Here is a 20,769-nt window from a genome sequence, read left to right as displayed (position 1 = left end):
TCCCGTGTTCACGCATTCGCCATGCTCGCGCCGGGACTGCCACGCAGCTTCATCCACATGCCGTACACGATCGATGCGAGCGCGAGTCCGACGAACCATGCATACGTGTAGAGCGTATTGAGGAACCCAGGCACGTTGGGGAACGACGCGGGAAACGCCGTGTGCAGAAAGCCCGGCAGATTGGGCAGCACGCCGATCACGAGCGCGACGACAGCGGCCATGTTCCAGCCACCCGTGTAGCTGTATTCGCCGTTTTCGTCGAACAGTTCGCGCTGATCGAGCCGCGTGCCGCGAATCAGGAAGTAATCGACCATCAGGATGCCCGCAACGGGTCCGAGCAGCGCCGAGTAACCGACGAGCCACGTGAAGATATAGCCTTGCGTGGTCGCGAGAATCTTCCACGGCATCATCACGATCGCGATCGTCGCGGTGATCAGGCCGCCCGTGCGATACGAAATGCCCTTCGGCCACAGGCTCGAAAAGTCGTACGCGGGTCCGACGAGATTCGCGGCGAGATTGCAGCACATCGTATCGAGCGTGAGGATGATGAGCGCGATGCCGACGCCGATGCCCGTCATGCGGCTCGTCAGGTCGATCGGGTCCCAGATCGCCTTGCCGTAGATCACGACCGTCGCCGACGTGACGACGACCGAGATCACCGACAGCAACGCCATCGGCACGGGCAGGCCGATCGACTGCCCGACGATCTGGTCGCGCTGCGTCTTCGCAAAACGCGTGAAGTCCGGGATATTCAACGCGAGCGTCGCCCAGAAGCCGACCATCGCCGTGAGGCCCGGCCAGAACGTGACCCAGAAAAGCCCTTCCTTCTTGCCGCCCGGCGCGAACTGCGAAGGCGCCGACAGCATCGAGCCGACGCCGCCCGCCTTCGACGTCGCCCACCAGACGAGCGCAATGCACATCACGACCTTGATCGGCGCGGACCAGCTTTCGAGCCAGCGGATCGAATCGGTGCCGTGCACGATGAAGTAGATCTGCAACGCCCAGAAGGCGAGAAAGCACGCGAGCTGCGCGACCGAGATGTCGAGAAACGGCAGCGCCGCGCCGTGCAGCGCGTTGCCCGTCAGGATGTTGAGCAGCGTATAGATCGCGCTGCCGCCGAGCCACGTCTGGATGCCGTACCAGCCGCAGGCGACAATCGCGCGCAGCATCGCCGGCAGCTTCGCGCCCTGCGTGCCGAACGACGAGCGCACGAGCACCGCATACGGAATGCCGTGCTTCGCGCCCGCATGTCCGATCAGCAGCATCGGCACCAGCACGATCACGTTGCCGAGCAGGACCGTCAGCACAGCCTGCCACGGCGACATGCCCTCTTCGGTCAAACCTGCTGCGAGCATGTACGACGCGATGTTCATCACCATGCCGACCCACAGCGCCGCGAAGTGATACCACTTCCATGTGCGCTGCGCGGGGCCCGTCGGCGCGAGGTCGTCGTTATAGAGACTGCTGCCGTGCGGCGCGTCGGCGGATTGCGCTGTCTGCTTCATCGATGGATCTCCACTTGATCGCTCGTTGACTGCTCGTTGACTGTCGGTACGTTGGTCTCAGGCCGCTTTCGCCGCGTGCTGCGCATCGGCTTGCGCGTGGCCCGATTCGGGTGCATCGGCAACGACGCGCGCCGGATTGTTCGGATGCGTGGTCCAGTTCGCGTACTCGCCGCTGTCGACGCGCTCCATCGTGATGCATTGCTCGACCGGGCACACATGCATGCAAAGATTGCACCCGACGCACTCCGCGTCGATCACTTCGAAATGGCGCTTGCCGTCCTTCTCGCGCGTGATCGCCTGATGCGACGTGTCCTCGCATGCGATGTGACACAGGCCGCACTGGATGCACTTGTTCTGATCGATGCGCGCCTTGATGTCGTACTTCAGATTCAGATACTTCCAGTCGGTGACGTTCGGCACCGCGCGGCCGCGAATATCGTCGAGCGTCGCGTAGCCCTTTTCGTCCATCCAGTTCGACAGGCCGTCCGCAAGATCGGACACGATGCGAAAGCCGTAGTGCATCGCCGCCGTGCACACCTGCACGCTGCCCGCGCCGAGCACGATGAACTCCGCCGCGTCGCGCCACGACGAAACGCCGCCGATGCCCGAGATAGGCAGACCGGGCGTCTGCGGGTCGCGCGCGATTTCGGCGACCATGTTCAGCGCGATCGGCTTGACGGCGGGGCCGCAGTAGCCGCCGTGCGTGCCCTTGCCGTCGACGGTCGGCATCGGCGCCATCTGGTCGAGATCGACGGCGACGATCGAGTTGATCGTGTTGATCAGCGACACGCCATCGGCGCCGCCCTTATAAGCGGCACGCGAGCCCATGCGGATATCGCTGATGTTCGGCGTGAGCTTCACGAGACACGGCAGCTTCGTGCCCTCCTTGACCCAGCGCGTGACCATCTCGACGTACTCGGGCACCTGGCCGACGGCCGAGCCCATCCCGCGTTCGCTCATCCCATGCGGACAGCCGAAGTTCAGCTCGACGGCATCCGCGCCCGTGTCTTCAACGAGCGTGAGAATCCCTTTCCAGTCGTGCTCGTTGCAAGGCACCATCAGCGACACGATCAGCGCGCGCTCGGGCCAGTCGCGCTTGACCTGCGTGATTTCGCGCAGGTTGACATCGAGCGGCCGATCCGTGATCAGCTCGATGTTGTTGAGGCCCGCGATGCGCTGGCCGTTCCATTGCACCGCGCCGTAACGCGAGCTGACGTTGACCACATGCGGATCGAGCCCAAGCGTCTTCCACACGACGCCGCCCCAGCCCGCTTCGAACGCGCGGTTCACGTTGTACGCCTTGTCGGTCGGCGGCGCGGATGCGAGCCAGAAAGGATTCGGCGAATTGATGCCGGCAATCGTGCAGCGTAGATCGGCCATGATCGGCTCCGTGGGATTCCGTTGCGTTGTGACGTTGCGCGTGCTTGCGTTTCAGGCCGCCTTGACGGCTGCGAGCGCAAACGCCGCGTCGATCGACGCCGCCGCGAGCTTGCCGTCCTGCACGGCCTGCACGGTCAGATCGACACCGCCCGATGCCGCGCAATCGCCGCCCGCCCAGACTTTGTCCAACGACGTGCGCATGTCCGCATCGACGGCAACGCGGCTGCCGTCGAGCGTCAGCAGTTCGCGATCGAGACCGACGGGCAGGAGCGTCTGGCCGATCGCCTTGAGCACCATGTCGGCTTGGACGGTGAAGCGCTCCACGCTGTCATCATTCGCGATGCGTTCGAACTCGACGCCCGTCACCGTTCCATCGCTGCCGATCAAACACACGGGCCTTGCATGTGTGACGAGCGTCACGCGCTGCGTCTGCGCAAACTCGCGCTCGGCCCATGTCGCGCTCATCGATTCGACGCCGCGCCTGTACACCATCGTCACGCTCGCCGCACCGAGCTTGCGGCTTTGCACGGCGGCATCGATGGCCGTATTGCCGCCGCCGATCACGACCACGCGACGCCCGACAGGCACGGTCGACAGGTCTTTCGCCTGACGCACCTGCTCGATGAAATCGACCGCGTTCATCACGCCGTTCAGCGACTCGCCTTCGAGTTCGAGCGCGCGCACGCCCGCGAGGCCCACCGCGAGGAACACGGCGTCATGCTGTTGACGCAACGCGTCGAGCGTCACGTCGCGACCCAATGCAATACCCGTCTTCAGTTCGATGCCGCCCACCGACAGCAGCCACTGCACTTCGCGCTGGGCGAAGTCGTTGACGCTCTTGTATGCGGCGATGCCGTATTCGTTGAGGCCGCCGCCTTTGTCGCGCGCGTCGTAGATCGTCACGCGATGACCCGCGACGGCTAGACGATGCGCGCACGCGAGCCCGGCGGGCCCCGCGCCGACCACGGCCACATGACGCCCGCTATCGGGCGCGCGGCTGAACCGCACGGCATCGCGCGCGATCGCCCAATCCGTCGCGTGACGTTGCAACCCGCCGATCGCGACGGGCTTCGCGTCCTGATGATTGCGCACGCACGCGCCTTCGCAAAGGATCTCCGTCGGGCAGACGCGCGCGCACATGCCGCCTAGCGGATTCGCCGAAAGAATGTCGGTGGCCGCGCCCTTCAGATTGCCGTTGCCGATCTTGCGAATGAAGCCAGGTATGTCGATTTGCGTCGGACAGGCCTGCACGCATGGCGCGTCGTAGCAGTAGTGACAGCGGCTCGCGGCCGCGGCGGCTGCCGTCGCATCCAGCAGCGGCGCAATGTCCGCGAACTCGCACGAAAGCTGTTCGGACGACAAACGCCGCGCGGCGATGTCGCCGGTTTGCTTGATGGCCATACGCGTTCCTTCGTCAAAGTGAGGACGTAGCCGTGCCTGCCGGCTTCGTGTGAACGAAGCCGGGGCGGCGTGTTTTATAGAGCTAGAAGCGAGGTAAAAGCGTTACAGCGTTATCGACGGCTCACGATGCGGGCTCGCAAGCACGCTCCAGCATCGCGTGCAACAGCACGTTCGCGCCCGCCTCGATCCATTCGGGCGTCGCGTCTTCGATTTCGTTGTGACTGATCCCGTCGACGCAAGGCACGAAGACCATCGACGTCGGCGCGACTTGCGACAGGTAGCACGCATCGTGACCCGCTCCCGACACGATATCGCGATGCGAATAGCCGAAGCGTTCAGCAGCGGCGCGCACGGACTTCACGCACGCCGCGTCGAACCTGACGGGCTCGTAGTAGAAGATCTGTTCGAGCTGCGTTTCGAGGCCGATTGCGCCCGCGATCTTCGCAACGCCTTCGCGTAGTCCAGCGTCCATCTTCGCGAGCACGGCATCGTCGGGATGACGGAAGTCGACGGTGAAGAACACGCGGCCGGGAATCACGTTGCGCGAGTTCGGATGCACCTGCATCATGCCGACGGTCGCGCACGCGAGCGGCGCGTGATCGAGGCCGATGCGGTTGACGAGATCGACGACGCGCGCCGCGCCCAGCAACGCATCCTTGCGACGCGGCATCGGCGTCGGGCCCGCGTGCGCTTCCTGCCCCGTCAGCGTGATTTCGTACCAGCGCTGCCCTTGCGCATCGGTGACGACGCCGATCGTTTTCTGCTCGGCTTCGAGTATCGGTCCCTGCTCGATGTGCAGTTCGAACGCGGCATGCAGCGGACGTCCGCCGCACGGCACGTCGCCCGCATAGCCGATACGGTTCAGTTCTTCGCCGATCGTCTTGCCGTCGACGTCCTTGCGCGACAGGCCATAGTCGAGCGTGAAGACGCCCGCGAACACGCCCGACGCCACCATCGCAGGCGCGAAGCGCGAGCCTTCCTCGTTGGTCCAGATCACGACTTCGATCGGATGCTCGGTCTGAATGTTGCGATCGTTGAGGCTGCGGATCACTTCGAGTCCGCCGAGCACGCCGTAGATGCCGTCGAAGCGGCCGCCCGTCGGTTGCGAGTCGGCATGCGAGCCCGTCATCACGGGCAACGCATTCGGGTTCGCGCCCGCGCGACGCATGAACACGTTGCCCATCTGGTCGACGCTCACCGTGCAGCCCGCCTCCTTCGCCCAGTTGACGATCAGGTCGCGGCCCTGCTTGTCGAGATCGGTGAGCGCGAGACGGCAGACGCCGCCCTTCGGTGTCGCGCCGATTTTCGCCATCGTCATCAGGCTGTCCCACAGCCGCTTTCCGTTCACGGCTATCGACGTATCGAGTCCCTGTTTCAACGCTTCGGATACCGCATTCATTCGTCTTGCTCCTCTGGATCAACACGCTTTGCAGTTCAGGCGCGAGGGGCTTGCGATGCCTCGCGACGACGTGAAACCGGTGCGTCGGATACGTCAGCGGATTCGCTTTGGGGCATCGATGCACGCATCGCATGCATCGCGTGAATACGTTCGTGCCCCGGTCGACGGGTGGTATGGCGCGCCTTGCGAATCCTGTCCGATTGGACAGGTTGTAGTCGATCAAAATCAGCAAATCAATCTCTTTCGTGCCGGCGGAAACAGAGCGAGAAGCATGCCCGTCGCAACGCAGCAACGCACTTTGTTGCGGCCGCGCACCGACGAGAATGTCCGTGTCGGCGCGTGCGCAAGCGGCTAGAATGAAGCGCGACGCGGCACCGGACCGCGCGAGGCCAATGATGAAAGACGACAAGCGAGTGGACGACGCAGTGGTGAGCGAGACGAATCACGACGAAGCGGCGCGACCTTTGCGGCGGCGCAAGGCTCACATTCGCGAGAGCAACGAAGCGCATCTGCTCGCGTGCGCCGAGGCGGTCTTTGCGGAAAGAGGCTTCGAAGGCGCGAGCACCGCGATGATCGCGGAGCGCGCGGGCTTACCGAAAGCCAACGTCCATTACTACTTCCCAACCAAGCTCGCGCTCTACCGGCGCGTGCTCGAAGACCTGTTCGAAGACTGGCATCGCGCGGCGAATACGTTCGAAGGCAGCGACGATCCTGTCGAAGCGATCGGCGGCTATGTGCGCGCGAAGATGGAATTGTCGCGGCGGCGGCCGCTCGGCTCGAAGGTGTGGGCGAACGAGATCATCCACGGCGCCGGACACATGCAGGACATCCTCGATCAGCGCGTGAAACCGTGGCTCGACACGCGCGTGAAAGTCATCGACGACTGGATCGCGCGCGGACTGCTCGCGAACGTCGATGCGCAGACGTTGATGTACATGATCTGGGCGACGACGCAGCACTACGCGGATTTCGATGCGCAGATACGCGCGCTGGGCGGCAAGCGGGCATTGTCGCAAAAGGCCTTCGATGCGGCGACCGAACAGGTCGTGCAGCTCGTGATTCGCGCGTGCGGCGCCAGGTCTCCTTCTGCGAAGACCTGAGCGCTTTGCTTTGAGTCACTTCAGTCACTTCATCCGCGCGTTCAATACGTTTCCAGATGCAGGCGCCCTTCGCGCTTGAGCTTCTGCCACAGCACATCCCAATCGAGACCGTGCTGCCCGGCGATATCCTGCAACGACTGCAGCACGCCGTCTTCCATGCCCTTCAATCCGCACACGTAGATGTACGTGTTGTCGTCCTTGAGCATCTGCGCGACGTCGGCGGCACGTTCGCGCATCGCATCCTGCACGTAGCGCTTCGGCTCGCCGGGCGTGCGTGAAAACGCGAGGTTCGTATCGATGAAATCTTTCGGCAGGTTCGTCAACGGGCCGAAGTAAGGCAGTTCTTCTTTCGTGCGCGCGCCGAAGAATAGCATCAGCTTGCCCGTTGCGCCCTTCAGCCTTCGTCTGCGGCGATACTCCGTCATTGCGCGCATCGGCGCCGAACCTGTGCCCGTGCAGATCATCAGCAGATGCGAGTTCGGATGATTGGGCATCAGGAACGTGCTGCCAAACGGGCCGATCACGTTGACGACATCGCCCTTCTTCAGATCGCACAGATAGTTCGAGCACACGCCGCTCGTCGCATTGCCCTCGTAGTCCTGCGTGACGCGCTTCACGGTCAGCGACACGTTGTTGTAGCCGGGGCGTTCGCCATCGCGCGGACTCGCGATCGAATATTGCCGCGCATGATGCGCGCGTCCATCCGCGGTGCCGCCGGGCGGCAGAATGCCGATCGATTGTCCTTCGAGCACGGGGAACGGCATCTGTCCGAAATCGATCACAATGTGATGGATGTCGCTCTGCGTCGCTTCATCCGTGAGCCGATAGTTGCCGACGACGGTCGCCGTCGTCGGATTCCTGTGCGAGTAGAGATTCACATAAGGACGCGCCGCGGACCACGGCGGCACGACTGCGCCACGCACCGTATCGACCTCGATGCCTTCCGCCTCATCGGTATCGTCGCTGCTTGCTGACGGCGCGTTTTGTGATTCGGCGGATGGCGGTGGCGCCATCGTTCCCTGCTCGGGCAACACGTCCCACGTGAACTGCTCGTCGATGCTGTACGCGTCGGCCTTGAGCACCGAGCGCCAATTGTCGATCGCGCCCGTCGGACACGGCGGCACGCATGCCATGCACGCATTGCAGATGTCCGGCTTCACGACGTAGTTCGTGCCGTCGTGCGTGATCGCATCGATCGGGCAGGTCTCTTCGCACGTGTTGCAGCGAATGCAGATCTCCGGATCGATCAGATGCTGCTTCAGGATTTCGATCGACACAGGCGCGTTCATGATTGCTGTCTCCTGCCCTCTTGCGATGGCGCTGCGCTGCGTTCAGTTGAAGCGCACGTATTCGAAATCGACGGGCTGCCGGTTGATGCCCATCGCGGGCGGCGCGATCCAGTTCGCGAACTTGCCCGGCTCGACGACGCGCCCCATCAGCGATGCGACGAACGCGCGGTCTTCCGGCGTCGGCAGCCATTTCGATTCGTTCGCTGCCCATTCGGCCTCGCCGATCACGCGCCCATCGGGCGAAACATGCGTGCCCGCGAACGTGCCGATTTGCCGGTTGAACGCCTTGTGCGGGACGCTCAGACGAAAGTCGATGTCGGCCTTTTCGAGCACCTTGTTCCAGCGCGCGACGCCCGCCATCGAATCCTTGATGTAGTCGTCGCGCAGCACTTCGTTCATCGCGTTGAGCATCGGCACTTCGCGCTCGATGAGCTTGCCGTCTTCCACGTCGAGCAGCTTGTAGTTGAGGCCGCTTAGCTGATGATCGTCATCGCGCTTCGTTTCTTCATAGCGGCCCTTGAGGCCCGAGCTGTAGAACGTCGCCGCATTCGACGACTGATCAGCGCCGAACAGATCGATCGTCACCGAGTAATGGAAGTTCAGATAGCGCTGGATGGTCGGCAGATCGATCACGCCCGCTGCGCGAAGCTTGCTGACGTCGTCCGTCTTCAGTTCGTTCATCACCTGAGCGGTGCGCTGCACGACACGCGATACACCCGACTCGCCGACGAACATGTGATGCGCTTCTTCCGTCAGCATGAATTTCGTCGTGCGCGCGAGCGGATCGAAGCCCGATTCGGCGAGCGCGCTCAACTGGAATTTGCCGTCCCGGTCCGTGAAATACGTGAACATATAGAACGCGAGCCAGTCGGGCGTTTTCTCGTTGAACGCACCGAGGATGCGCGGATTGTCTTCGTCGCCCGAGCGGCGGCCGAGCAGCGCTTCTGCTTCCTCGCGCCCGTCGCGACCGAAATAGCGATGCAGCAGATACACCATCGCCCACAGGTGACGCCCTTCTTCGACGTTCACCTGAAACAGGTTGCGCAGGTCGTACAGCGACGGCGCCGTCAGGCCGAGATGACGCTGCTGCTCGACGGACGCGGGTTCCGTATCGCCTTGCGTGACGATGATGCGGCGCAGGTTCGCGCGATGCTCGCCGGGGACGTCCTGCCACGCGGCTTCGCCCTTGTGCTCGCCGAAATGGATCTTGCGGTCCTGGTCGCCAGGCGACAGGAAAATGCCCCAGCGATAGTCGGGCATCTTCACGTAGTCGAAGTGCGCCCAGCCGCCCGGGTCGACGCTGATCGCGGTACGCAGATAGACGTCGAAGTTGTGCGAGCCGTCCGGTCCCATGTCGCTCCACCACGACAGGAAGTTCGGCTGCCATTGTTCGAGCGCGCGTTGCAGCGTGCGGTCGTCGGCGAGATTGACGTTGTTGGGGATTTTGTCGCTGTAGTTGATCGTGGACATGTCGGTTCCTTGAGCGCAGTGCGTGTTGTCTGGCGAGAGGCGTCGTGCCGTTGTGTCGATGTGCGTGCGATGACGCGGCTTAGGAACTCAAATGCGCGACACGTCGAATTGCGCCTTGCTGCCCTTGCCGTACACCTTGAGCGCGCCCTTCTCGCCAACGGCGTTCGGCCGGTTGAAAATCCAGTTCTGCCATGCAGTCAGACGGCCGAAGATGCGCGACTCCATCGTCTCGGGTCCGTTGAAGCGCAGGTTCGCTTCCATGCCCGTCAGCGCATCGGGTGACATTGCCGCGCGTTCTTCGAGCGCGATGCGGATTTCGTCGGCCCAGTCGATATCGTCCAGTGAGACCGTCACAAGACCCAAACGCTCGGCTTCCACCGCTTTCACCGGCTGGCCGATTTTCGCGCGCGCGGCATCGAGCGGCTCGGCTTCTTCATAGAAGCGCCGAGCGAGGCGTGACTGATGCGTGACCATCGGATACAGGCCGAAGTTGACTTCCGACAGCGTGATCGCCGGCTCTTCGTCCTCGTTGGCGGGCAGCGCCGCCATGTAGGTCCGATCGGCGGCGAATGCGAACTCCGCGAACGTGCCCGCGAAGCATGAACCCGGCTCGATCAGCGCAAACAGCGAACGCGACGAGACGTCGATGCGCGCGAGCGTGCGACGCAAGAGGCCAATCGTTTCGCGCACGAACCAATGGTCCTTGTGCTCAAGCAGCGTCGCATCGGCGGCGAGCACCGCGCGCGCGTCGCCTTGCGTCTTCAGTATCCACGTGCCGATCTCCAGCTCGTTCGTGCGCATCGAGAGAATCGCATCGTCGAGCTCGCGCGCGAACTGCAGCGGCCACCAGTTGACGCCCTTCGCGACAATCGCTTCGATATCGGTCGGCTGATCGGTCGCGGGCGCTTTCGCGGTGAATGTGGCCGTGCGTTTCGCGCGGTCGATCGTGACGTCGAGCGTCGCATACGTGAGGCCATCCTCACGTTCGGCGCGCTCGATGCGCGTGAGCGTCACGCCCTTCGCATCTGCGGGACGGTCGCTTTGCTGCGCGAGTTCCAGTGCACGCGCCGCGATCGCCGGCTCGAACTGGTTCGGCTTCACGATTTCATCGACGAGGCGCCACTCCTTGGCCCGCGCGCCCCGAATGCCTTCGACCAGCGTGCAGAAAATATCGGCGCGGTCGTGCCGGACCTTGCGCTTGTCGGTGACGCGCGTCAGGCCGCCCGTGCCGGGCAGCACGCCGAGCAGCGGCACTTCAGGCAGCGCGACGGACGACGAGCGGTCGTCGACCAGATAGATCTCGTCGCACGCGAGTGCCAGTTCATATCCGCCGCCTGCACATGCACCGTTGACGGCTGCAAGAAACTTCAGGCCGGAATGACGTGACGAGTCTTCGATGCCGTTGCGCGTTTCGTTCGTGAACTTGCAGAAGTTGACCTTCCATGCATGCGACGACAGCCCCAGCATGAAGATGTTCGCGCCCGAGCAGAACACGCGGTCCTTCATGCTCGTGAGGACGACCGTGCGCACTTCCGGATGCTCGAAGCGGATGCGCTGAAGTGCATCGTGCAGTTCGATGTCGACGCCCAGGTCGTATGAATTGAGCTTCAGCTTGTAGCCATCGCGGATGCCGCCGTCTTCGGCGATGTCGATGCCGAGCGTCGCCACCGGGCCGTTGAACGAGAGCTTCCAGTGCTTGTACTGCGAGGGAGCGGTGCGGTAGTCGACTCGCGCGGCGGCGGCGTCTTCTGAAGACATGGCTGAGGACATGGGGCGTCTCCTGAGGCGGATGCGGATTGCTTGAAGGAACAATAATGCACCATATTACCCATGTAAAGCACTTTACTTCATGTTCCCGGGTTATCCCTGGCAGGCAAGCGCCATCTGGTGACGCGCGAATGCATCACGCTTCGTCGCCCAGTTCGGCCGCCAGCCGCGCCGCCAGCCGATCGCGCAATTGCAGATAGGCGTCGGCCAGCGTGCGCTCGCTGGTGTCGAAGCTCATGTCGGCGCGTCCGTACAGTTCGCTGCGGCCCGCCAGAATGCGCTTCAGGTCCTCCATCGCCTCCTTGCTGCCCGCCATCGGCCGCAGATCCCCCTGCGCGACGACGCGGCGCATGTGCTCCTCGGGGCTCGCCTGCAGCCAGACGGTGAAGCAGTGCGCGAGCAGCATGTTGAACGTGGCAGGCTCGGACACAAGCCCGCCCGGCGACGCGATCACGGCCCGCTCGTGCTCGCCGATGACGGCTTCGAGCGCGCGCTGCTCGTAGCGCCGATAAGCGCTCGCGCCGTACAGCGAATGGATCTCCGACGGCGGGCAGCCCGCCATCTGCTCGATCACGCGCGTGATCTCGATGAACGGCACCTTGCGCTCCTGCGCGAGCATGCGGCCGAGCGTCGACTTGCCCGCGCCGCGCAACCCGATCAAAGCGATGCGGTCCTTCCGGTGCGGATCGCGCGGCGCCTGCGCGAACATCTCCGACAGCGCGACGCGGGCACGCTGCAATGCCGCCTGGTCTCGGCCCTGCAGCAGTTCGCGGATCAGCAGCCATTCGGCGGAGGACGTGGTTTCGTCGCCGATGACTTCAGCGAGCGGGCAGTTCAGCGTGGCCGCGATCTGCCGGAGCACCAGCACCGACGCGTTGCCCAGACCCGATTCGAGATTCGCCAGATGCCGCTCGGACAGGCCCGTTTCCGTAGCCAGCGTCTTGCGCGTCATGCCGCGCCGGGCGCGCAGCAGGCGCACGCGCTCGCCCATCGCCGTCAGAAACGGGTCGCGCTCTTCGCGCTCGGCTTTCGGCGCTTCGTCGTCGGCACCCGGAGACGGCGTCGCATTGGCCGCTATAGCAGAGTAAGTTTGATTCATATCGCGAACCCTCATCGCATAGGTATATGTACTATAGTGCTTGACACGCACGAGGTGAACGGTTAATTTTCGCCGCATATTGATGCAATAACAACGCCGCGAGCCCTCTTCCGGATGGCATAGGCGAAATCGGAGACGATCGGTCGCACACCACATGAACTAAGGTGCGTGTCGGTCGACATCTTGCATATGATCAGAGCGAGGCATGGACCCGTAACAGGTACCAACGTCCGAACCCGGTCGACACGCCGACGGTGATCAACCGCGGATGCGTTGGATCGGAGCGACGCGATAAAGCGTGAACGCCGGGCGGCGCTCCGCATTTGGACGGGGTCAGCGCTGGAGCGCCAACTTTCGTCGATGCTGGGTATGGGACGGGAGCAAGCGCTAAAGCACAAACTCGCGTCGACCGCTCTGCATGGGACCGGAGCACGTGTTGAAGCACTAACTCCAGCCGACAGCTAAAGCGCTAACTCCGGTCGACAAGGAGGCAAGCATGTTCCCCCAGGACTTTCAGCGTCTGATCGCTCGCGTCACCGCGCAACTGGCGGATCGTCCGCTCGACGCGTCGCTGGCTGCCTGGCTCAACGCGACCTGGCCTTCCGGCAGCGATACGTACCGCGAACTCGCCGACGCATGCCGCACGGGTGTCGCCGAAGGCTGGCTGTGCAACCGCGAGCACAGCGGCATCCGTTACGGACGTGTTATCAAGCCTACACCCGACACGCACGGTTTTTCCGTCGACGTCGTCGACATGCAGGACATTGCCGGTCCGCATCACATGCATCCGAATGGCGAAATCGATCTGATCATGCCGCTCACCGACGGCACGACATTCGACGGGCACCCAGCCGGCTGGTGCGTCTATGGGCCCGGCAGTGCACATCGGCCGACAGTCGCACACGGACAGGCACTCGTGCTGTATCTGCTGCCGCAAGGTGCAATCCAATTCACACAGGACGCGTCGAGTGCCTGAGAGCGCACCGAACCGCGCCCTACCTGCACTCGCATCACCTGCACTGATACGCACGCCGCCTCAACACACGCCGGAGGACACATGGAAGCCTTGCTGGAATCGCGCCCGAGCGAGCCCGCGCGAAAAGTCGAAGCGCCGCCCGCGCAATTCAACTTCGCGTCGCATCTGTTCCGCCTCAACGACGTGCGCCCGGACAAACCCGCCTACATCGACGACGCGAGCGTCGTCACCTATGCGCAACTCGAAGACCGCGCGCGCCGTTTCGCCACCGCGTTGCGCTCGCTCGGCGTGCATCCCGAAGAACGCATCCTGCTCGTGATGCTCGACACCGCCGAACTGCCGATCGCGTTTCTCGGCGCACTGTACGCGGGCGTCGTCCCCGTTGTCGCAAACACGCTGCTCACGGCCGCGGACTATCTGTACATGCTCACGCACAGCCACGCGCGCGCCGTAATCGCATCGTGCGCACTGCTGCCGAACGTCGAAAAAGCAATGCGCGAAGCGGAACACGATGGCTGCCTGCTGATCGCGTCGCAGCCAGCGCAGGTCGATCCGCCACCGGAATACATGTTGAACCGGTTGATCGACGGCGCTGAGCCCATGTTGAAACCGAATGCATGTAGCGGCGACGACATCGCATTCTGGCTGTACTCATCGGGCTCGACAGGGAAGCCGAAAGGCACGGTGCACACGCATGCGAACCTGTACTGGACTGCCGAGCTTTACGCGAAACCGGTACTCGGTATCCGCGAACAGGATGTCGTGTTCTCGGCCGCCAAGCTGTTTTTCGCGTATGGCCTCGGCAACGCGCTGACGTTTCCGCTTTCGGTCGGCGCAACGGCCGTGCTGATGGCGGAGCGGCCCACACCCGACGCGATCTTCAGGCGTCTCGTCGCGCATCGGCCGACGATCTTCTACGGCGTGCCGACGCTGTACGCGAGCATGCTGGTTTCGCCCAATCTGCCGCCGCGCGAGCAGGTCGCGATGCGCATCTGCGCGTCGGCGGGCGAAGCGTTGCCGCGCGAGATCGGCGAACGGTTCACCGCGCATTTCGGCTGCGAGATTCTCGACGGCATCGGCTCGACCGAGATGCTGCATATCTTCCTGTCGAATCGCGCAGGTGAAGTGGAATACGGAACGACGGGCCGTCCCGTGCCCGGATATGAAGTGGAGTTGCGCGACGAAGCAGGTCATCTCGTGCCTGACGGTGAAGTGGGCGATCTGTTCATCAAAGGGCCGAGCGCGGCGCTGATGTACTGGTCCAATCGCGAAAAGTCTCGCGCGACCTTTCTAGGTGAATGGATTCGCAGCGGCGACAAGTATTGCCGTCTGCCGAACGGCTGCTATCAGTACGCGGGCCGCAGCGACGACATGCTGAAAGTCAGCGGACAGTATGTATCGCCCGTCGAGGTCGAGATGGTGCTCGTGCAACATCCTTCCGTCCTCGAAGCGGCCGTCGTCGGCGTCGATCATGGTGGTCTTGTGAAAACGCGTGCATTCGTCGTGCTGAAGCAAACTGCCGGTGCATGTGATGCACTCGCGGATGAACTGAAGTCGTTCGTCAAGGGCAAGCTGGCGCCGCACAAGTATCCGCGTGATATCGTCTTCGTCGACGATCTGCCGAAGACGGCAACGGGTAAGATTCAACGCTTCAAACTTCGAGAACAGCCAATCGGCTGATGAACGGAATGTCCGAACCTGTCATGAGCTTGCGCGACGATGCGAAGAGTGCGTCGATCGCATTGCCGGCCAATGCGCACCGCGGCGCGTTGGAGATCGAATACCGCTGGCTCAACGCGCATCTGGTCGATGCGCCGCTGGCCGTGTTTCTGCATGAAGGGCTGGGATCGGTCGCGATGTGGAAAGACTGGCCTCAGGTTCTGTGCGACAGGCTCGGCATGCGCGGTCTCGCGTACTCGCGCCCCGGCTACGGCCGTTCGACGCCGCGTCCGCACGATGTCAAGCTGCCCGTCGACTTCATGTCGGTGCAGGCCCGCGATGTACTGCCCGCGCTGCTCGATGCACTCGATGTCAGCGCTCAGGAACGGCAATGCATGTGGCTGATCGGTCACAGCGACGGCGGATCGATCACGCTGCTTTATGCTGCCGCCTTCCCCGATGCACTCGCGGGCGCCGTCGTCATTGCGCCGCACGTCTTCGTCGAGGACATTTCCGTCTCGAGCATTGCCGACGCGAAAACGGCGTATGAACAATCCGACCTGCGCAGCAGGCTTGCCCGCTATCACGACGATATCGATTCGGCGTTCTACGGCTGGAACGATGTGTGGCTGAGCGCGGCATTCCGGTCGTGGAGCATCGTCGATGAACTAAAGCGCATTCGCTGCCCGTTGCTCGCCGTGCAAGGTCACGACGATCACTACGGCACGATGATGCAGATCGACACGATTGCGCAACACGCGCCGCAGACGCAACTGACCAGGCTCGACAAGTGCGGACACTCGCCTCATCGCGACGCGCCGCAAGCTCTCAACGATGCGATCGTCGCATTCGTCAACGAGCACAGCAGCGAATAGCGCACACGCTGCATCAAAGTTCTCCACAGAATCCGTGCACAAGGTTGTGCGTAACCCGTGCAAGACCCGAACAAGTCATTGATGCGATTCGGATTGAACACGATGCTTGCGCAACCGCGCCGTTGATGAAACCTCGCGCATGCCGGACCTGACACACGCCTTGTCCACAGAATCCGTGACCAACCCTGTGGACAACATGCCGATAACGCACACAAGTCATTGAGCCGTCACACTGAATATGCACTGCATCTTATGCAGTGCAGTTCCGTCTGCATTTCCTTTCCCATCCCCGCTTCACAATATCTACATACGCACTGGCTATTCTTTCGCGGCTCTCACGCCTGACGCCGGAGGATGACGATGCCCGCTCTGCACGCCGCCGCATGTAGCCAGCGTCGCAAGCGTTTGCGCGCTGCACTCGCCGTCATCACGGCATCGATCGCGGTCGCGGCGTGCAGCGACGGCATCTCCACCGACGCATCGCATGCACAGCAACAGCAACAGCGACTGCAACAACCGCCGCAAGCACAGCAACCGCAACAACAGCAAAGTCAGCCGCAACCGCCCCTCGCGACGATCTTCAACGCCGTCCCATCGCAGTCAGCTTCACCCGCGAGCCCCTCGCTTCAAGCCCCGCAGTCAGCATCCGCGCAGTCACAGGCCGCCTCCGCCAGCAGCGCCAGCGCAACGGATTCCGTCGTACTCGCACCACCCGTGATTCACACCGTCGATTGAGTTCTGCCCAGCACGGCTCCCGCCCCCGCATGGAAGCCGTCCCTTTCCGTTTCTTTCTTCACGATCGAAGCCAACATGACCTCAAAGAACCGCCGTAATTTTCTGCGCACCGCCGCCCACGCAGCCGGCAGCGCAACCGCACTGAGCATGCTGCCCCTCGGCATCCGCAACGCGCTGGCGATTCCCGCCAACAACAAAACGGGCAGCATCCGCGACGTCGAGCACATCGTCGTGCTGATGCAGGAAAACCGTTCGTTCGACCACTACTTCGGCACGCTCAAAGGCGTGCGCGGTTTCGGCGATACGCGCGCGATCAATCTGCCGAACGGCAAGCCGGTGTGGCATCAGCCGGGGCTCGGCGGCGTCGGAGAAGTGTTGCCGTTCCGTCCGACCGCGCCGAATCTCGGCCTGCAATTTCTGCAAGACCTGCCGCACGACTGGCCCACGACGCACGGCGCGTGGAACGGCGGCCGCAACGACCAGTGGGTGCCGAACAAGGGCACGACGACGATGGCGTATCTGGCGCGCAACGACATCCCGTTCCACTATCAGCTTGCCGATTCGTTCACGATCTGCGACGCGTACCACTGCTCGCTAATGGGCGCGACCGATCCGAACCGCTACTACATGTGGACCGGCTGGGTCGGCAACGACGGCTCGGGCGGCGGTCCCGTCGTCGATAACTCGGAACTGGGCTACGGCTGGTCGACGTACCCGGAAGTGCTGCAAGCCGCAGGCATCTCGTGGAAGATCTATCAGGACATCGGCACGGGTCTCGACGCGAACGGCTCGTGGGGCTGGACGGAAAATCCGTACATCGGCAACTACGGCGACAACTCGCTGCTCTACTTCAATCAGTATCGCAACGCGCAGCCCGGCAGTCCGCTGTACGAAAAGGCGCGCACGGGCACGAACGTGTCGGCGGGCGGCACGTATTTCGACGTGCTGCGTCAGGATGTGCAGAGCAACCAGTTGCCGCAGGTGTCATGGATCGTCGCGCCCGAGGCGTATTCCGAGCATCCGAACTGGCCTGCGAATTACGGCGCGTGGTACGTCGATCAGGTCTTGCAGATTCTCACGTCGAACCCCGACGTGTGGAGCAAAACCGTGCTGCTCATCAACTATGACGAGAACGACGGCTTCTTCGATCACGTGTCGCCGCCGTTCGCGCCGTCGTCGAATGCGGATGGCCTTTCGACCGTCGATACGACGAACGAAATCTATCCGGGCGGCAACGGCGGCAAGTACGCGCCCGGTCCATACGGCCTTGGGCCGCGCGTGCCGATGCTCGTCGTGTCGCCGTGGTCGAAGGGTGGCTGGGTGTGCTCGGAAGTGTTCGATCACACGTCGGTGATCCGCTTCATCGAGAAGCGCTTCGGACATGGGAACAACGTGTCGGAGTCGAATATCACGCCGTGGCGTCGCGTGGTGTGCGGCGATCTGACGTCGGCGTTCAACTTCGACAATCCGAACGATGCACTCCCGACGCTGCCGTCGACGACCTCATACAAACCGCAGGACCAGAACCGTCACGCGGACTATATTCCCGTGCCGCCCCTCGTCGGCTCGGTGCCGAAGCAGGAGTCGGGCGTGCGTCCCGCGCGCGCCGTGCCGTATGAACTGTTCGTGCGCATCGACGACAGCAGCAGCGGCAAGCTGTCGATGCGCTTCGTCAATACGGGCAAGGCCGGCGCGAACTTCCTCGTATTCGCGGCGATGAGCGCGAATGCGCCTCGCACGTACACGGTCGAAGCGAACAAGCGCCTCGTCGACCAGCTCAACGTGAATGCCGATGGTACGTACGACTTCACGGTGCACGGACCGAACGGCTTCCTGCGCCGCTTCGCCGGCAAGCAGACGACGCAGCATTTCTGGAACAGCCACGATCACGCGAAACCGGAAGTCGTCGAGGGCTACGATGTCGCGAACGGCAATCTGCAGTTGCGCTTGAAGAACGACGGCAATGCGCGCTGCCAGTTCACGATCGTCAATGCGTACGACGCGGGCAGTCCCGTCAAGCACGCTGTTCGCGGCGGCGATAGCGACACCGTGTATCTCGATCTGCGTCACGTGTACGGCTGGTACGACCTGACGATCACTGTCGATGGCGACGCGTCGTTCGTGCGCCGCTATGCCGGTCACGTCGAGACGGGCAAGCCAAGCGTGAGCGATCCGGCGCTCGGCATGTAACGCTCTACGGGAAGGATCCGAAAAGGAAAGCCCGTGCCGTCGAAAACGGTACGGGCTTTTCTTGTTTTGTCCAACGCTTGTGGATTGGGGCTTATCCGCGCTTAGGAATATCCAGCCCCTTCGCGACAGCGGGACGCGCGAGAAACGCATCGAGCGCGCGCTTCACGTGCGGATAGTTGTCGAACTCGACCAGATCGGCCGCTTCGTAGAAGCCGACCAGATTGCGCACCCACGGAAAGGTCGCGATATCGGCAATCGTGTACTCGTCGCCCATGATCCACTTGCGCGTCGCGAGCCGCTCGTTCAGTACATTGAGCAGCCGTTTCGATTCGTTGATGTAGCGGTCGCGCGGACGCTTGTCTTCGTACTCCCTGCCCGCGAACTTGTGGAAGAAGCCGACCTGGCCGAACATCGGCCCGATGCCCGCCATCTGGAACATCAGCCATTGAATCGTCTCGTAGCGATCAGACGCGCGCTTCGGCAGCAACTTGCCCGACTTGTCCGCGAGATAGATCAGGATCGCGCCCGACTCGAACAGCGGCAGCGGCTCGCCATCAGGTCCGTTCGGGTCGATGATCGCGGGAATCTTGTTGTTCGGATTGAGCGACAGGAATTCCGTCGACATCTGATCGTTCGTATCGAAGCGCACCAGATGCGGCTCGTACGCAAGGCCCGTCTCCTCCAGCATGATCGATACCTTGACGCCATTGGGCGTCGGCAACGAGTAGAGCTGGATGCGCTCGGGATGCTCGGCGGGCCACTTCTTCGCGATCGGAAAAACGGATGGGTCAGGCATGTAAGGTCCTCGTCGTTGATCGGCAAACAGACGGTCAATATAGACGCGTTGCGCCGTCTTTGCTTGCGCCGTCTTTCTTGCGCGCGAAGCTGAGTGAGACGGGTTCAGTCCGCGCTTCTCGCCCGTATGTATGCGTATCGACGGTATCGGCTGGCTGCCGTCAGTGCTGGTGCCGATGATGGATGTCGGGGAAGTGAGCGTGCGTGCGCGTCGTGCGTGTGCTCGTGAACGTGTCGTTCGCGCAAATGCAGCCAGATGCCAAGCGCCATCAACGCCGCTGCGAGCCAGAAGAATAGAGGCGGCCTCTCGGGCCACAGAGCGAACGAAATGGCGACGCCGAACAACGGCGCCACCGAAAAATACGCGCCCGTGCGGGCCGAGCCGAGATGCCGCAGCGCGACCACAAACAGCACGAGACTCACGCCGTAGCCCGCAAAACCCGCTGCCATCGACGCGACGATCAGCTCCGCACCCGGCACGTGCGCGCCCGACAATAGCGCGATGGCCGTGTTGACAGAACCGGCGACCAGCCCCTTGATGCACGCGATGACCATCGCGTCGTTGTTCGAGACCTTGCGCGTCAGATTGTTGTCGATGGCCCAGCACAGACAGGCAGCGGCGACCAGCGACGCGCCCGCGCCCGCTCCGCCTCCTCCAGGCTGCCATGACAGCAGCACGCCGCCCGCGACGATTGCGACCATCCCGATAAACACCTGAGCGTCGACGTTCTCGCGGAACACGACCCACGCGATCAGCGCAGTGAACACGCCTTCCAGGTTCAGCAGCAGCGAAGTCGTTGCGGCAGGTGTCGCGTTCAGGCCGAACATCAGAAGCGCCGGTCCGGCGATGCCACCGGCAGCGATTGCGCCGATCAGCCAGGGCACTTCTGCCAGAGGCATTGGATGCGCGTCCGGATGGTCAGCGCCCTGCCCGCGCCGTAATTGCCGGATCAGAATCGCGATGGCGAGTCCAACCCCGCTGCCGAGATAGAACAACCCCGCCACCATGAACGGCGACAACGTACCGAGCAGTGCCTTCGCGAACGGCGTCGTCGCGCCGAAGAGGACGGCCGCCAGAATCGCAGTGAAAGCCGCGCTGTGACGTGTGTGCATCGCCTTGCTTCCTGTT

General features: G+C 63.0%; 15 protein-coding genes and 1 pseudogene. 6 read left to right on the top strand and 10 right to left on the bottom strand.

The window, feature by feature from the left end; all coding sequences use genetic code 11:
- Nucleotides 1-8 precede the first annotated feature (8 nt).
- The 4 genes from AABE10_RS09755 to AABE10_RS09740 form a co-directional block, all read right to left on the bottom strand.
- The gene (locus AABE10_RS09755) at nt 9-1,505 is read right to left on the bottom strand and encodes an NCS1 family nucleobase:cation symporter-1 (RefSeq protein ID WP_342933034.1); all 1,497 of its coding nucleotides are present in this window, start codon (nt 1,503-1,505) and stop codon (nt 9-11) included.
- A gap of 57 nt (nt 1,506-1,562) precedes the next feature.
- Nucleotides 1,563-2,885 (bottom strand): NAD-dependent dihydropyrimidine dehydrogenase subunit PreA, encoded by a 1,323-nt coding sequence (gene preA, locus AABE10_RS09750; protein WP_342933033.1) that lies wholly within the window; start codon nt 2,883-2,885, stop codon nt 1,563-1,565.
- Between the two features lie 51 nt (nt 2,886-2,936).
- Entirely contained in the window at nt 2,937-4,286 is a 1,350-nt protein-coding gene (locus tag AABE10_RS09745; protein WP_342933032.1) for an NAD(P)-dependent oxidoreductase, read from the bottom strand.
- Between the two features lie 121 nt (nt 4,287-4,407).
- Nucleotides 4,408-5,685 (bottom strand): Zn-dependent hydrolase, encoded by a 1,278-nt coding sequence (locus AABE10_RS09740; RefSeq protein WP_342933031.1) that lies wholly within the window; start codon nt 5,683-5,685, stop codon nt 4,408-4,410.
- A gap of 395 nt (nt 5,686-6,080) precedes the next feature.
- Between AABE10_RS09740 and AABE10_RS09735 the strand changes: the two genes are divergently transcribed.
- Entirely contained in the window at nt 6,081-6,785 is a 705-nt protein-coding gene (locus AABE10_RS09735) for a TetR/AcrR family transcriptional regulator (protein ID WP_342933030.1), read from the top strand.
- A 41-nt stretch (nt 6,786-6,826) separates the two neighbouring features.
- On the opposite strand, the gene boxA is transcribed toward AABE10_RS09735, so the two are convergent.
- From boxA to AABE10_RS09715, 4 genes are all read right to left on the bottom strand, one after another.
- The gene (gene boxA / locus AABE10_RS09730; protein WP_342933029.1) at nt 6,827-8,074 is read right to left on the bottom strand and encodes a benzoyl-CoA 2,3-epoxidase subunit BoxA; all 1,248 of its coding nucleotides are present in this window, start codon (nt 8,072-8,074) and stop codon (nt 6,827-6,829) included.
- Between the two features lie 42 nt (nt 8,075-8,116).
- The gene (gene boxB / locus AABE10_RS09725) at nt 8,117-9,544 is read right to left on the bottom strand and encodes a benzoyl-CoA 2,3-epoxidase subunit BoxB (protein ID WP_342933028.1); all 1,428 of its coding nucleotides are present in this window, start codon (nt 9,542-9,544) and stop codon (nt 8,117-8,119) included.
- An 87-nt stretch (nt 9,545-9,631) separates the two neighbouring features.
- Nucleotides 9,632-11,314 carry a 2,3-epoxybenzoyl-CoA dihydrolase gene (gene boxC, locus AABE10_RS09720; protein ID WP_428983284.1) on the bottom strand — a complete coding sequence of 561 codons (1,683 nt, stop codon included), beginning with the start codon at nt 11,312-11,314 and terminating at the stop codon, nt 9,632-9,634.
- A 133-nt stretch (nt 11,315-11,447) separates the two neighbouring features.
- Entirely contained in the window at nt 11,448-12,410 is a 963-nt protein-coding gene (locus tag AABE10_RS09715; protein ID WP_342933027.1) for a helix-turn-helix transcriptional regulator, read from the bottom strand.
- A 496-nt stretch (nt 12,411-12,906) separates the two neighbouring features.
- On the opposite strand from AABE10_RS09715, the gene AABE10_RS09710 reads away from it, so the two are divergent.
- The 5 genes from AABE10_RS09710 to AABE10_RS09690 all read left to right on the top strand — a co-directional run bounded on the left by AABE10_RS09710 (nt 12,907) and on the right by AABE10_RS09690 (nt 18,845).
- On the top strand, nt 12,907-13,386 hold the full coding sequence (locus AABE10_RS09710; RefSeq protein ID WP_342933026.1) for a DUF4863 family protein: 480 nt from the start codon (nt 12,907-12,909) through the stop codon (nt 13,384-13,386).
- 81 nt (nt 13,387-13,467) lie between these two features.
- A complete protein-coding gene (locus AABE10_RS09705) occupies nt 13,468-15,066 on the top strand; it encodes a benzoate-CoA ligase family protein (protein WP_342933025.1) in 1,599 nt (532 codons plus the stop codon).
- 8 nt (nt 15,067-15,074) lie between these two features.
- Nucleotides 15,075-15,920, top strand: a complete 846-nt coding sequence (locus AABE10_RS09700; RefSeq protein WP_342933024.1) for an alpha/beta hydrolase — start codon at nt 15,075-15,077, stop codon at nt 15,918-15,920.
- Nucleotides 15,921-16,280: 360 nt separating this feature from the next.
- Nucleotides 16,281-16,655: a hypothetical protein gene (locus AABE10_RS09695; protein WP_342933023.1), complete on the top strand. Its 375-nt coding sequence runs from the start codon at nt 16,281-16,283 to the stop codon at nt 16,653-16,655.
- A 75-nt stretch (nt 16,656-16,730) separates the two neighbouring features.
- A complete protein-coding gene (locus AABE10_RS09690; protein ID WP_342933022.1) occupies nt 16,731-18,845 on the top strand; it encodes a phosphocholine-specific phospholipase C in 2,115 nt (704 codons plus the stop codon).
- A gap of 91 nt (nt 18,846-18,936) precedes the next feature.
- Here AABE10_RS09690 and AABE10_RS09685 read toward each other — a convergent pair whose 3' ends face one another.
- Together AABE10_RS09685 and AABE10_RS09680 are read right to left on the bottom strand one after the other, a co-directional pair.
- Complete coding sequence (locus tag AABE10_RS09685) at nt 18,937-19,641, bottom strand: glutathione binding-like protein (RefSeq protein WP_342933021.1); 705 nt, start codon at nt 19,639-19,641, stop codon at nt 18,937-18,939.
- A 160-nt stretch (nt 19,642-19,801) separates the two neighbouring features.
- Nucleotides 19,802-20,753, bottom strand: a pseudogene (locus AABE10_RS09680) (DMT family transporter).
- Nucleotides 20,754-20,769 lie beyond the last annotated feature (16 nt).

Origin of the sequence: Paraburkholderia diazotrophica (assembly GCF_038900755.1) — a bacterium.
GTDB classification, from domain to species: domain Bacteria; phylum Pseudomonadota; class Gammaproteobacteria; order Burkholderiales; family Burkholderiaceae; genus Paraburkholderia; species Paraburkholderia diazotrophica_A.
This window is presented reverse-complemented; position numbering and strand designations above follow the sequence as displayed.

Bases quoted from the DNA above. Each gene is read 5' to 3' on its own strand.
- AABE10_RS09705 (WP_342933025.1), top strand. From the start codon at position 13,468: ATGGAAGCCTTGCTGGAATCGCGCCCGAGCGAGCCCGCGCGAAAAGTC.
- AABE10_RS09700 (WP_342933024.1), top strand. From the start codon at position 15,075: ATGTCCGAACCTGTCATGAGCTTGCGCGACGATGCGAAGAGTGCGTCG.
- AABE10_RS09695 (WP_342933023.1), top strand. From the start codon at position 16,281: ATGCCCGCTCTGCACGCCGCCGCATGTAGCCAGCGTCGCAAGCGTTTG.
- AABE10_RS09685 (WP_342933021.1), bottom strand. From the start codon at position 19,641: ATGCCTGACCCATCCGTTTTTCCGATCGCGAAGAAGTGGCCCGCCGAG.
- AABE10_RS09735 (WP_342933030.1), top strand. From the start codon at position 6,081: ATGAAAGACGACAAGCGAGTGGACGACGCAGTGGTGAGCGAGACGAAT.
- AABE10_RS09690 (WP_342933022.1), top strand. From the start codon at position 16,731: ATGACCTCAAAGAACCGCCGTAATTTTCTGCGCACCGCCGCCCACGCA.
- AABE10_RS09745 (WP_342933032.1), bottom strand. From the start codon at position 4,286: ATGGCCATCAAGCAAACCGGCGACATCGCCGCGCGGCGTTTGTCGTCC.
- preA (WP_342933033.1), bottom strand. From the start codon at position 2,885: ATGGCCGATCTACGCTGCACGATTGCCGGCATCAATTCGCCGAATCCT.
- boxC (WP_428983284.1), bottom strand. From the start codon at position 11,314: ATGTCCTCAGCCATGTCTTCAGAAGACGCCGCCGCCGCGCGAGTCGAC.
- AABE10_RS09755 (WP_342933034.1), bottom strand. From the start codon at position 1,505: ATGAAGCAGACAGCGCAATCCGCCGACGCGCCGCACGGCAGCAGTCTC.
- AABE10_RS09740 (WP_342933031.1), bottom strand. From the start codon at position 5,685: ATGAATGCGGTATCCGAAGCGTTGAAACAGGGACTCGATACGTCGATA.
- boxB (WP_342933028.1), bottom strand. From the start codon at position 9,544: ATGTCCACGATCAACTACAGCGACAAAATCCCCAACAACGTCAATCTC.
- AABE10_RS09715 (WP_342933027.1), bottom strand. From the start codon at position 12,410: ATGAATCAAACTTACTCTGCTATAGCGGCCAATGCGACGCCGTCTCCG.
- AABE10_RS09710 (WP_342933026.1), top strand. From the start codon at position 12,907: ATGTTCCCCCAGGACTTTCAGCGTCTGATCGCTCGCGTCACCGCGCAA.
- boxA (WP_342933029.1), bottom strand. From the start codon at position 8,074: ATGAACGCGCCTGTGTCGATCGAAATCCTGAAGCAGCATCTGATCGAT.